The organism is Ottowia pentelensis (assembly GCF_964341695.1).
In genome coordinates this window covers 3,531,565-3,543,497 of sequence record NZ_OZ224513.1, presented here as the reverse complement: position 1 = coordinate 3,543,497, position 11,933 = coordinate 3,531,565, and the positions used below count along the sequence as shown (strand labels likewise).

Sequence of the window (11,933 nt, the reverse complement as noted above, 5' to 3'; positions counted from 1 at the left end):
CGTGTCCGGCAACTCGATCCGCGAACAGATTCTGCTCGCGGTGATGGCGGCTGTCCGCACGCCGGTGGAATCGCTCGGTGCCACGCTACACCGCTCGCCCACGGTGGCCATCAGCCGGGAGCAATGCCCGGCGCTGGTGGTGTTTCCCGAGTCCGAATCCATCACCGAGCGTGCCAACGACCGCGTGACGCGTGAGCTCACGGTGCGCCTCGTCGCGCTGGCCCGCGCGGTGCCTCCCGCAATTCCCGAGACAGAGGCCGACCGGCTGCTCACCGCCGCCCACGCCGCGCTGCTGGCCGACCGGAATCTGGGTGGCCTTGCCTTGGGCATCCGCGAGCAGGAATGCGAGTGGGACGTCGAGGACGCCGATGCCGTAGCCGCCACGATCCCGGCGCGCTACGCGATCACTTACCGGACGCTCGACACCGACCTTTCAGGCAAAGGATGACACCCATGACTTTCATCGTTCTGACTCACCCGCACACCCACGCGGGCCAAGCCCACAAGGCGGGCGAACGGCTCGATGTGGATGGCAGCACCGCCGACTGGCTCATCGCCAACGGCATCGCCCGCCATGACCACCAGCCCGCTCCTGTACCGCAGTCGCAAGGCGACGGCACGCCCCTCGAACCCAAAACCATCCAACGCAAGGAATCCAAATCATGAGCACCTACGCAAGTTTTCAGGGCCGCGTCTTCCTCGGCAAGCGCGACGAATCCGGCCTGCCCATCGAAGTGCGCTCGCCGGGCAACGTCGCCGAGCTCAAGCTCTCGCTCAAGACCGACGTGCTGGAGCATTACGAGAGCCAGACCGGTCAGCGTTCGCTGGATCACCGGATGGTCAAGCAGAAATCGGCCACTGTGAACCTCACCATCGAGGAGTTCACCAAGGAAAACCTCGCCCTAGCGCTGTACGGCAACCACGTCACCGGCAGCACGGGCTCGGTGACCGCCGAAACCATCGGCGGCGCGGCTCCGGTGGTCGGCGACCGTTACTTCTTCGCCCATCCCAAGGTCTCGGCGCTGGTGGTGACCGACTCGGCAGGCACGCCCGCGACGCTGACGGCGGGGACGCACTACACCGCCGACACCGACTTCGGTGCCCTCCAGTTTCTGGATACCACCGGCTTCACCGCGCCGTTCAGGGCCGCTTACAGCTACGGCGTCGCCACCGAGATCGGCATCTTCGCGCAGGCACTGCCCGAGCGTTACCTGCGGCTCGAAGGCATCAACACCGCGCAGGGCAACGCCAAGGTGCTGGTGGAGCTGTACCGCGTGGCCTTCGACCCGCTGAAGGAAATCTCCTTCATCTCGGACGAGTACAACAAATTCGAGCTGGAAGGCTCGCTCCTGGCCGACACCACCAAGCCCTACGACGCGGTGCTCGGCCAGTTTGGCCGCATCGTGCAACTGTGATGGGGACTGCCATGAGCGATCTGGAAACCCTCATCCCGCAGGCGGTGGAGCTGGTCATCGATGGCGAGCCGCTGGCGATCAAGCCACTCAAGGTCGGCCAGATGCCCGCCTTCCTGCGCGCTATCACCCCGGTGATGCAGCAGATCGGCGGCGATGGCATCGACTGGCTGGCACTGTTCGGCGAGCGCGGCGACGACCTGCTGACCGCAGTGTCCATCGCCGTCGGCAAACCGCGCGCGTGGGTCGACGCGCTCGATGCCGACCAGGCCATCCTGCTGGCGGCCAAGGTGATCGAGGTCAACGCCGATTTTTTTACCCGGACGGTCATGCCTCGGCTCGACGGGCTGATCGCGCGGACGGGCGCGACGGCAGCAATGGCCACGGGTGGTTCGACACCGTCCAGCACCTGATCGCCCACGGCCACCGGTTGCCGGACATCCTCGACTACACCCTGGCGCAGGTGCGCGGCTTCGCCGCCGCCACCGCGCGGGAGGACGTCGCACGCGATGCACGGCTTCTGTCATTGATCGCCATCGGCGCACGCGGTGACGCCCGCCACCTCGACCAGACCCTCGACAGGCTCCAAGACCATGCGCATCTCGGTTCGCATCGATAGCAAGGCCGCGCAGGCGCAGTTGCGCCGCTGGGGCGGCGAGTTCCGCGAGAAGGTGCAGAAGGCGGTCGCGCGCGGCATCGCCAGTGAGGCCACCGAACTAAAAGAGGACGTGCGCAGCCACGTCGCAGGCCAGATGGCGGTGGTCAAGAAATCCTTCGTCAAGGGTTTCACCGCCAAGGTGCTCGACAAGGATCGGAGTCGGCTGCCCGCGCTCTACGTCGGCTCGCGCATCCCGTGGTCGGGCATCCACGAGCGTGGCGGCGTCATTGGTGGCCGGATGCTGATCCCGCTGCACGGGCGCGTGGGCCGCAAACGCTTCAAGGCGCAGATCGCCGAGCTGATGCGCGGTGGCAATGCCTATTTCATCAAGAACGCCAAGGGGAACATCGTGCTGATGGCCGAGAACATCAAGGAACACGACCGGCCACTGTCGGGCTTCAAGCGCCGCTACCGCAAGGCCGAGGGCGTCAAGCGCCTCAAGCGCGGCGCGGACGTGCCCATTGCCGTGCTGGTGCCGCGCGTGCAGCTCAAGAAGCGTCTGAACGTCGAACGCATCGTCGCAGGGCGCATCCCGCGCCTCTCCGCCCGCATCGAGAAGCAGTTGCGGCTGGTGGACTGAAATGGCAAACCGCATTTCCATCCTTGTTGCGCTCGAAGGGGCTGACGAGGGGCTCAAACGCGCCATCAATTCGGCCGAGCGCAGCCTTGGCGAATTTGGCGCAAACGCCAAGACCGCTGGCGACAAGGCCGCCGCTGGGATGGCCGAGGTCAAGGCCGGGATGAACGCCTTCGGCGATCAGGTCGCCAAGGCCAAGACGCAGTTGCTGGCCTTCCTCACCCTCAACTGGGCGGCGGGCAAGGTGCAGGAGATCGTCCAGATCGCCGACGCCTGGAACATGATGTCCGCGCGCCTGAAGCTCGCCACCGCAGGCCAGCGCGAATACACGGTCGCGCAGAAGGAGTTGTTCGCCATCGCGCAGCGCATCGGCGTGCCGATCCAGGAAACCGCCACGCTCTACGGCAAGCTCCAGCAGGCCGTGCGGATGCTGGGTGGCGAGCAGCAGGATGCCCTCTCGCTCACCGAAAGCATCTCGCAAGCACTACGCATCTCGGGCGCATCGGCCACAGAGGCGCAGTCCTCCCTGCTGCAGTTCGGGCAGGCGCTGGCCTCGGGCGTGCTGCGCGGCGAGGAATTCAACTCCGTCGTCGAGAACAGCCCGCGTCTGGCCAAGGCGCTCGCCGATGGTCTGAACGTGCCCATCGGACGGCTGAGGAAGCTCGCCGAAGAAGGGCGGCTCACCGCCGACGTGGTGGTCAACGCGCTGATGAGTCAGAAGGACAAGCTGGCCGCCGAGTACGCGCAGTTGCCGGTGACCGTCAGTCAGGCCTTCACGCGCCTGTCGAACGCCTTCGGCCAGTGGATCAGCAAACTTGACGAATCGACCGGCTTCACCAAGAAGCTCGCCGAGGCGCTGACGTGGCTGTCGGAGAACCTGGACACGGTGATGAAGTGGCTGGGTCGGATCGCCGAGGTCGGCCTCGCGGTGCTGGTCTACCGCCTGATCCCTGCGCTGATCATCGCGTGGCAGACGGCGGGGGCGGCAGCGGTGACAGCCGCCAGCACCACGGCGGCGGCGTGGGCAACGGCCAACCTGTCGTTGTCGAACGCCATCGCCACGGTCGGCAAGCTGCGCGTGGCCTTCGGCGTGCTCGGCGCGGCCATCATCGGCTGGGAGATTGGGACGTGGCTGTCAGAGAAGTTCGAGATCGTCCGCAAGGCGGGCATCTTCATGGTCGAGGTGCTGATGAAGGGCATCGAGCACCTGCGCTTCCAGTGGGAGGTGTTCGCCGCCATCTTCACATCCGACACTATTCAACAAGCCACCAGGCGCCACGAACAGCGGCTCGCGGAGATGAATCGCATCTTCGCTGAGATGTACGCCGACGCCACCGAAGGTGCGAACGCAGCCAAAGGCGCGATGAACACCGCCGCGACCGCAGCCGAGGAAATCGCCAAGCGGCTCGAAGCCGTGCGCCAGGGCACGCAGGAAGCGGTCGGACGCGGCATCGAGGCGGTGCACGCCGCGCTGGAGAAGCTCAAGTCCCGGCTGGGCGAGGTCGAACAGGCGGTGGGCAAGGCACAGGCGCAAGTCAACGATGCCACCGCCAAGATGGCCGAAGCCTACAAGGGGCTGACGTCCATCGTCGAGGCCAGCCTCGCCCAGCAGGTGCAGGCGGTGAAGAACCGCTACGACCAAGAGAAGGCGGAACTGGATCGCACCCAGCAATCCGAAACCGCCAAGATCACCAAGTCCACGCAGCTGCTTACCGAGGCGCTGACGCAGCAGACGACCCTGCGCCGTCAGGCCACGACCGAGACACTCGGCCTGATCGATCAGGAAACGCAGGCGCGCAAGGACGCCGCCGCCCGGCAAGGCCAGACCGAGGACGAGCGCCGGGCCAACGTGCAGCGCGTCGAGAACGACATCCTCGCCACCAAGCGCCAGACCCTGGCGCAGGCGCTCTCCGAGTACCGCCAGCACATCGACGCCCTCAACGCCGAGGCCAACCGGCATCTGGCGGAGGTGCAGCGCATTGAGGAAGCCAAGCGCCAGTTGTCGATGTCCACGGAGGAGCGCATCCGCGACATCCGCCGTCAGGGCATGACGGAGTACGAGGCCACCGAGGATCGCAAGCGCCAGATCGCCGAGATGCAGGAGCAGGCGCGCCGGGCGCTGGCCAACGGCGAGTTGGAGCTTGCTCGCCAGCTCGCGCAGAAGGCGATGGACATGGCCGCGCAGGTGGCCACCAGCCAGGCCAACGAGGCCAAGCGCGCCGAAGAGGCCCGCAAGCAGTCCGAGCAGGCGGTGTCGCAGGTCACGCAGCTCGAAGCGCAGTCGCGCGAGGCCTACCGCAGGCAGGAGTACCAGCAGGCATCCGATTTGATGCGGCAGGCCGATCAGTTGCGCGCGGAACTGGCGCAGAAGGCCAAGGATGCCGACGTGCAGGCTGTGCAAGGCAAACAGGGCGTGCGTGAGGCTATCGACCGCATCCGCCAGTCTGAGGAAATCCTCAACCAGACGCTGGATGCCGAGGCCAAGGCGCACCAGACCGCTGCACGCGAAGCGCTCAGCGCGCGTGACCAGATTCGCCAGACGCTGGAGCAGACGCAAACCCAGATCGACCAGATCACATCCAAGCTTCAAGACGGTCTGAAACTCACGCTCGATGCCGACACCACGCGCTTCGACCAGGCCATCGCTGAGCTGGACAAGGCGCTGGCCGAAAAGGAATACCTGCTCCAGATCCAGGCCGATCTGCAGGAAGCGGAGAAGAAGCTCAAGGAATACGAGCAGTTGCTCAAGGAAGGCAAGACGCTGCCGGTCGATGCCGATGTGTCCAAGGCCAAGGAGGCACTGGATAAGCTCAAGACCTACGCTGACCAGAACGCGCAGTTCGAGCTGAAGGTGGCGACCGAGAAGGCGCAGGCGGCCATCACCAATGTCGAGGGGATGATCAAGGCGCTGGATCGCATCCAGACCGAGTCGCGCCACCAGGTCAGCACCAATGCGGATGCCGCCCGTGCCGAGATCATGAGCCTGAACGGGGCGAACACCTCCAGCACCCACACCATCTACGTCAAAAAGGTGGAAACCAACGCCACCGGCGGTCTGGTCGGTGGCGGCGTGCGCCATTTCGCCGACGGCGGTGCGGTGGCTCCGGCCTTTCCCCGGATGAGCGGTGGCACGGTGCCCGGCTCCGGCCACCACGACACCGTGCCGCGAACCTTGGAGGCCGGTGCGTTCGTGATCCGCAAGGCGGCGGTGCAAAAGTACGGCAGCGGAGCACTCTCGCGGCTGGCCAATAGCGTCGCTCACTTTGCCACCGGCGGCTTTGTGAGGGGTGAAAAACCGAAGAAAAACCGCGAAGTTGTTCGGGCGCAAAAGATGATGGAACTGGGCATGGTGAGCATCAACACGGGCAGTTGGGGCGGCCCGATTGCCAACCAGGCTACGCGCAATCACTGGTCGAAGATGTGGAATCTGGACAAGCCTGTGCTCGAACGCCTGGAGTCGCTCAAGACCTTGACGAGCCGAGAGCAGGGCGCTTTGTCAGCGATTATTGAGCGTTGGAAATGGGCCATGAATCACAGCAAGCAAGACCTGGAGCGCGAGCTGATCGACTACATGGAGCAAAACCAGGGCGAGTTTTACCGGCGCGGTGGCTTGGCGAAATCCGACACTGTGCCAGCAATGCTCACTCCGGGTGAGTACGTGGTCAACCGATCGGCGGTGGCGCGCCTTGGCGTGGGCTTCTTTGAAGCCATCAACAACCTGTCTGCCCCGGCGCAGGCCCTGGCCGGGCGTGCGCTGGCGGGCATTCAGGGCTTTGCCTCGGGCGGACTGGTGCGGCCCGCCGCTTCTGCCTTGTCGAGCCCGCTGCTTCCAAGTGACAGCGGCCCGTCGCGCACCGTGCGCGTGGAACTGTCTGCGGGACAGCAGAAAGTCAACGCCACGGTGGATGCGCGCGATGAAGCGCGCCTCTTGCAACTGCTCGACGCCGCCCGCGCCCGCACTGTCTGAGATTCCCTGATGCAACTGAAGAACCTCGCCACCGGGGTGGCTTTGCCATTGCCCGACGACTTGCTGTGGGCGGACGAACACGCGTGGTCGCCTGCGGTGGCCAGCACTTCCTACCTGATTACCGGAGCGTTGCTGATTCAGTCAGCGACGCGGCAGGCAGGACGCCCGATCACCCTGGTGGGAGCACCCGATATGGCCTGGGTGACGCGTGCCGCCGTGGAGCAACTGCGCGCGTGGGCTGCGCTGGCGGTGAGTGAAGCCACGGGCCGCTTCGAACTGACTTTCGCCGATGGCCGGGTCTTCACGGTCGCTTTCCGCCACCAGGAGGTCGCCATCGAGGCCGAACCCGTGCTGGGCATCCCGGCGCGATCCGGCAACGACTTCTACCGCCTGACCCTTCGATTTTTGGAGATTGCCTGATGCCAATTCAATCTGGCGACGTGAAGCTGCTCAAGTCCGCCGTGATGGCGGACGTGCCCGAGGGCGGCGGTGCGCCCACGGGCCTCGTGATTGCCGATGGCGTATCGAACGCCATCTTCCCCGACATCTCCGAGCTGGATCGCGCCGGAGGCCGTGTCAACCTGCGCAAGAGCTTCGTGCAAGTGGCCACGGATGATACCGACACCTACTTCGGGGCCAACGTCATCGTGGCCGAGCCGCCGCAGGACGAGCGCGTCAGCGTCACGCTGTTTTCCACCCGCAAGACCTTCGACACCCGTGAGCAGGCGCAGACCCGCATCGAGGCCTACCTCAATAAGGGCCCCGAATGGGCGGGCTACCTGTTCGAGAACCACATCGCGGGCCAACGCGTGGTGCAACTGTTCCAGCGCTCGAGCGACGCCGTGCCCAACGTCGGCCAGACCCTCGTCCTGATCGAGAACGAAGGCTTGCCCACGCAGAAGGAGCAGTACATCCGCGCCACCGCCGTGTCGGTGGTCGAACGCAGCTTCACCTACAACACCGACCAGGACTACAAGGCGGCGGTCGTCACCGTCGCCATCAGCGACGCGCTGCGCTTTGATTTCACGGGCTCGCCTGCCAGCCGAACTTTCACGCGTGCAACCAACAGCACCAAGGTACGCGACACGGTGGTGGCCGACGCGGGCACCTACGTCGGCGTGGTGCCACTGACGCAGGCTGCCAATGTGGGCGACTTCACCATCAAGGGCGCGTCCATCTACACGCAGCTCGTGCCCAGCGCTCAGACTGAGACGCCGATCTCCTTCGTGCCCCCCTACGCCGCAGCAGGTTTGCCGGTACCGGGCGCTGCACCCGTGAGCTACACGGCCAGCCATGCCTGGAACACCAGCATCAAATTCAACCTGCCGGGCGGCTGCCTGCCCGGATCGCTGTCCATCGTCACCGACGGCATCACGATCTTCGACGATGCGGGCCTACTCAAGACCGCCAGCGGCACGCTGGGCACCATCGACTACGCCAACGGCATCCTGAGTCTGAACTCCGGCTCGATGTCGGGCAGCAAGGCCATCACCTACACACCTGCTGCACAACTGCAGCGCGCGCCGCAAAGCGCGGAGATCGCGGTCACGCCGGAGTCGCGCAGCCAGTCTTACGTCGGCACCGTGAACCCGGTGCCGCAGCCCGGCACGCTCTCCATCAGCTACATGGCGCAGGGCCGGTGGTACGTGCTGTCGGATGGCGGCAATGGCTCCCTCAAAGGGCTGGATGCCAGCTACGGCGCGGGTACTTTCAACAAGAACACCGGGGCATTCGTCGTGACCTTGGGGGCACTGCCCGACGTAGGCTCATCGCTGATCCTGACGTGGAACGTGCCGACCCAGGAAACGCAGCAGCCGACCATCGTCCTGAAAGCATCGCAGGCCTTGCAGCTTGCCCCACCCGAAGGAAAGAGTGTGCAGCCGGGGACGCTCACCATCACCTGGCCACACGAGAGCGGCACCGGCACGCGCACGGCGTCCGCCACCACCTCCGGCACGCTCAGTGGCGCTGCCACCGGCAACCTGAACGTCGCGCGGAACCTCTTGAGCTTCGCGCCGAACGTCCTGCCGCCCGTCGGCGCACTGCTGACCGTGGACTATGTTGCGGGCCCCAAGCAGGAAGACAGCTTCGCGCACCCCTCGCGCGATGGCCAGGGCAAGGTGCCCGTGACTGCAACCCTTGGCTCCATCGAGCCGGGTTCATTGGAGATCGAGTGGAACACCTTGACGGACACCGCCGTACTCGGGGTCTATACGCTGCAGCAGATTCAGGCGATGGGGCTGGGCCTGTGGAACGGGGTCGATCCCACGCAATACGCCCGCGACGATGGTGCGGGCAATGTGCTGCGCGCAGGTCAAGTCATCGGCAGCGTCAACTACGCCACCGGGGCGGTGCAGTTCCAGCCCGACGTCACTGTAAAGATTCCAAGTCCTGTCTACGGGGCGCAGCGCCTTGGCTGGGCATCGGGCGTGGGCCAGATGTTCCGCCTCAACTACGGCGGCATCAGCTACGTGGACGCGCCGTCGATGTACCCGAACGACGAGTCCGGCCGCGTCTTGCTGCGCTACAACAGCGCGGGCTCGACCAGCAACCACAGCGAGACGTTCGCGTTCAGCCCGTCGTTTCGGCTGGTGCCGGGCGTCAATGCACAGGTCGTGACGGGCTCCGTGGTGCTGCACAACGGCGGGTTTCATGGGCCCTGGGGGGACAACGGTCAGGGCACGTTGCGTGAATTCACACCCAGCGGCTGGGTTCAGCGCGGCACGATCAACTATCTGTCGGGTGAAGTGACTCTCACTTCATGGGTGGCTGGTGCGTCCAACACCTGGGCGCGTGCCAGTTGCGTGACCACGGTGGGCGAGAATATCTCCAGCGAGTACGTGTTTCGCACGGGTGCTGCACCACTGCGCCCGGGATCGCTGTCTATCCAGTTCGCCCGTGCGGTGGGTGGAACACAGACCGTGACGGCAGGCATCGACGGCACGATCACCGCGTCCGGCGTCATCGGCAGCGTTGATTACGACACCGGCCTCGTGCGGGTGCGGTTTGGCACCGTGGTCACGGCGGCGGGCAATGAGAGCGAGCCGTGGTTCGACGCCGAGAACGTGCGCGGCGATGGCACGATCTTCCGGCCGGAGCCGGTGGCGGCATCCAGCCTGCGCTACAGCGCCGTGGCCTACAGCTATCTGCCCCTGGATGCGGCGCTGCTGGGCATCGATCCGGTGCGCCTGCCCAGCGACGGGCGTGTGCCGATCTTCCGTCCGGGAGGCTTCGCCGTCGTCGGCCACACCGGTCGCATCACTGCCTCGGTCAGCAACGGCCAGACCATCGACTGCGCGCGGGTGCGTCTTTCGCGCGTGCGCGTGGTCGGCCACAACGGCGTGGTGATCCACACAGGCTACGTTACCGATCTCGAAGCAGGCACCGTCACGTTCACCGACGTGACCGGCTACAGCCAGCCAGTGACCATCGAGCACCGCATCGAGGACATGGCCGTGGTGCGCGACGTGCAGATCAACGGCGAGATCAGCTTCACGCGCCCGCTGACGCACGCCTATCCGCTGGCCAGTGCCGGCGATCCGGTCTCTGGCAGTTTCGTCTCCAGCGCGCTGGTGGCCGGTGATCTGTTCGCCCGCGTGAACCTCGTGTTCGATCAGAGCACCTGGAATGGCAGCTGGTCGGATGAAATCATCGGCAGCGCCGCGACCGCCACCTTCAACCACACGCAATACCCGATCACGGTCACCAATCGCGGGGCGCTCACCGAGCGCTGGGTGGTTCGGATGACCAACAGCACCTCGTTCGAGGTCATCGGCGAGAACGTAGGTGTGATCGCCACCGGCAATACCAGTGCCGACTGCGCCCCCAACAACCCGGCGACCGGCGTGCCGTACTTCCGTCTGCCCGCGCTTGGCTGGGGCAACGGCTGGGCCACCGGCAACGTGCTGCGCTTCAACACCATCGGCAGCCAGTTCCCGGTCTGGGTGGTGCGCACCGTCCAGCAGGGGCCGGAGTCCGTGCCCGACGACCAGTTCACGTTGCTGATTCGCGGCGACGTCGACACCCCTTGAACCGAAGGAATCAATCCAATGACCGACCTCACTGTCAAATATTTCAACAGTGGCATGACCGGCGCGCCGCAGATCAGCAACAACTGGGGCGATCTGGTGACGATGCTCGATGCCTGCCTCGTCAACGGATTTGCCCTCAAGGCCATCGATACGCTGACCTGTGTCGATGGCGTGGCCACCGCCACTATCAGCGCGGGTCACGCCTATCGGTCAGAGCAGGTGGTCGAGATCGCTGGGGCCGACCAGCCCGCGTACAACGGGCAGTTCCGGGTTATCGCTACCACCGCAACTACGTTCACCTTCGCAGTGACCGGCACGCCCGTGTCGCCCGCGACCAGCGCCACCAGCCTCTCGGCCAAGGTTGCGCCGTTGGGCTGGGAGAAAGCGTTCGCGGGAACTGACAAGGCGGCCTACCGCAGCAAAAATCCGGCTTCGCCGCAGAACCTGCTGCTGATCGACAACAGCCTCAAGACTCCCAACTACACGACGAGCTGGGCCAAATGGGCCAACGTCGGCATCGTCGAAGACCTGACGGACATCGACACCATCGTCGGCGCGCAGGCTCCGTTCGATCCGAACAACCCGACGCAGAACTGGAAGCAGGTACAGGCCAACCAGTGGGGCTGGCACAAGTGGTATCACGCGCGCCAGACCGGCTATGACACTTACGGCGACAGCGGCGGCGGTGGCCGCAATTGGGTCCTGGTGGGCGACGACCGGTTGTTCTTCCTGTTCGTCTCCAACGCCGCCGGGTACGGCTGGTACGGGCGCAACAGCTACTGCTTTGGCGATATCGAAAGCTTTAAGCTGGGTGACAACTACGCCACTGTGCTGTGCGCCGACGATCTGTACTGGAGCAACAACAACCACTACCTCAGCTACCCAGGCCAATACAACGGATACGGGATGGCCTCGTCGCTCGACTTCGCGGGCAAGGTTCTGCTGCGCAGCCACACCCAACTCGGCCACCCAGTGCGCTTTGGCATCACATCGCTGAACACCAACAATGGCCAGCAGATCTGCGGCCGGGGCCCGATGCCGTTCCCCAATGGCCCGGACTACAGCCTGTGGCTGCTGCCCACCTACGTGCTCGAGGAGTCGGGCCATATGCGCGGGTTGATGCCCGGAATGCTGTGGATGCCTCAGGATCGCCCGTACTCGGATCAGACCATCGTCGACAACGTGGTCGGTCAGGCAGGCCGCAAGTTCCTGCTGGTCAGGACGCAGTACAGCTCGGAAACCGAGGGCGCGCAGATCGCCTTCGATATCACCGGGCCGTGGAGGTAAG

The 11,933-nt window shown here is 65.2% G+C and carries 10 protein-coding genes; all 10 read left to right on the top strand.

Annotated features, from left to right (window positions below):
• Position 1 precedes the first annotated feature (1 nt).
• From ACWHMB_RS17075 to ACWHMB_RS17030, 10 genes are read left to right on the top strand one after another with little or no spacing between them, the layout of a single operon-like run.
• The gene (locus tag ACWHMB_RS17075; RefSeq protein ID WP_447648628.1) at positions 2 to 448 is read left to right on the top strand and encodes a hypothetical protein; all 447 of its coding nucleotides are present in this window, start codon (positions 2 to 4) and stop codon (positions 446 to 448) included.
• Positions 449 to 453: 5 nt separating this feature from the next.
• Complete coding sequence (locus ACWHMB_RS17070) at positions 454 to 666, top strand: DUF7210 family protein (RefSeq protein ID WP_447648627.1); 213 nt, start codon at positions 454 to 456, stop codon at positions 664 to 666.
• Positions 663 to 1,415, top strand: a complete 753-nt coding sequence (locus ACWHMB_RS17065; protein ID WP_447648626.1) for a phage tail tube protein — start codon at positions 663 to 665, stop codon at positions 1,413 to 1,415. The genes ACWHMB_RS17070 and ACWHMB_RS17065 overlap by 4 nt, the downstream gene beginning before the upstream one ends.
• 11 nt (positions 1,416 to 1,426) lie before the next feature.
• Entirely contained in the window at positions 1,427 to 1,825 is a 399-nt protein-coding gene (locus ACWHMB_RS17060; RefSeq protein WP_218559714.1) for a hypothetical protein, read from the top strand.
• On the top strand, positions 1,822 to 2,031 hold the full coding sequence (locus tag ACWHMB_RS17055; RefSeq protein WP_447648694.1) for a hypothetical protein: 210 nt from the start codon (positions 1,822 to 1,824) through the stop codon (positions 2,029 to 2,031). The genes ACWHMB_RS17060 and ACWHMB_RS17055 overlap by 4 nt, the downstream gene beginning before the upstream one ends.
• A complete protein-coding gene (locus tag ACWHMB_RS17050) occupies positions 2,006 to 2,650 on the top strand; it encodes a DUF6441 family protein (protein ID WP_024542005.1) in 645 nt (214 codons plus the stop codon). The genes ACWHMB_RS17055 and ACWHMB_RS17050 overlap by 26 nt, the downstream gene beginning before the upstream one ends.
• Before the next feature lies 1 nt (position 2,651).
• Positions 2,652 to 6,614 carry a tape measure protein gene (locus ACWHMB_RS17045; protein WP_447648625.1) on the top strand — a complete coding sequence of 1,321 codons (3,963 nt, stop codon included), beginning with the start codon at positions 2,652 to 2,654 and terminating at the stop codon, positions 6,612 to 6,614.
• 9 nt (positions 6,615 to 6,623) lie between these two features.
• A complete protein-coding gene (locus tag ACWHMB_RS17040) occupies positions 6,624 to 7,034 on the top strand; it encodes a hypothetical protein (RefSeq protein ID WP_447648624.1) in 411 nt (136 codons plus the stop codon).
• Between the two features lie 20 nt (positions 7,035 to 7,054).
• The gene (locus tag ACWHMB_RS17035; RefSeq protein WP_447648623.1) at positions 7,055 to 10,645 is read left to right on the top strand and encodes a hypothetical protein; all 3,591 of its coding nucleotides are present in this window, start codon (positions 7,055 to 7,057) and stop codon (positions 10,643 to 10,645) included.
• Between the two features lie 18 nt (positions 10,646 to 10,663).
• Entirely contained in the window at positions 10,664 to 11,932 is a 1,269-nt protein-coding gene (locus ACWHMB_RS17030; RefSeq protein ID WP_447648622.1) for a hypothetical protein, read from the top strand.
• The last annotated feature ends 1 nt before the right edge of the window (position 11,933 follow it).

Coding starts and splice junctions, on each gene's coding strand:
- ACWHMB_RS17070 (WP_447648627.1), top strand. CDS start 454: ATGACTTTCATCGTTCTGACTCACCCGCACACCCACGCGGGCCAAGCC.
- ACWHMB_RS17065 (WP_447648626.1), top strand. CDS start 663: ATGAGCACCTACGCAAGTTTTCAGGGCCGCGTCTTCCTCGGCAAGCGC.
- ACWHMB_RS17060 (WP_218559714.1), top strand. CDS start 1,427: ATGAGCGATCTGGAAACCCTCATCCCGCAGGCGGTGGAGCTGGTCATC.
- ACWHMB_RS17050 (WP_024542005.1), top strand. CDS start 2,006: ATGCGCATCTCGGTTCGCATCGATAGCAAGGCCGCGCAGGCGCAGTTG.
- ACWHMB_RS17045 (WP_447648625.1), top strand. CDS start 2,652: ATGGCAAACCGCATTTCCATCCTTGTTGCGCTCGAAGGGGCTGACGAG.
- ACWHMB_RS17040 (WP_447648624.1), top strand. CDS start 6,624: ATGCAACTGAAGAACCTCGCCACCGGGGTGGCTTTGCCATTGCCCGAC.
- ACWHMB_RS17030 (WP_447648622.1), top strand. CDS start 10,664: ATGACCGACCTCACTGTCAAATATTTCAACAGTGGCATGACCGGCGCG.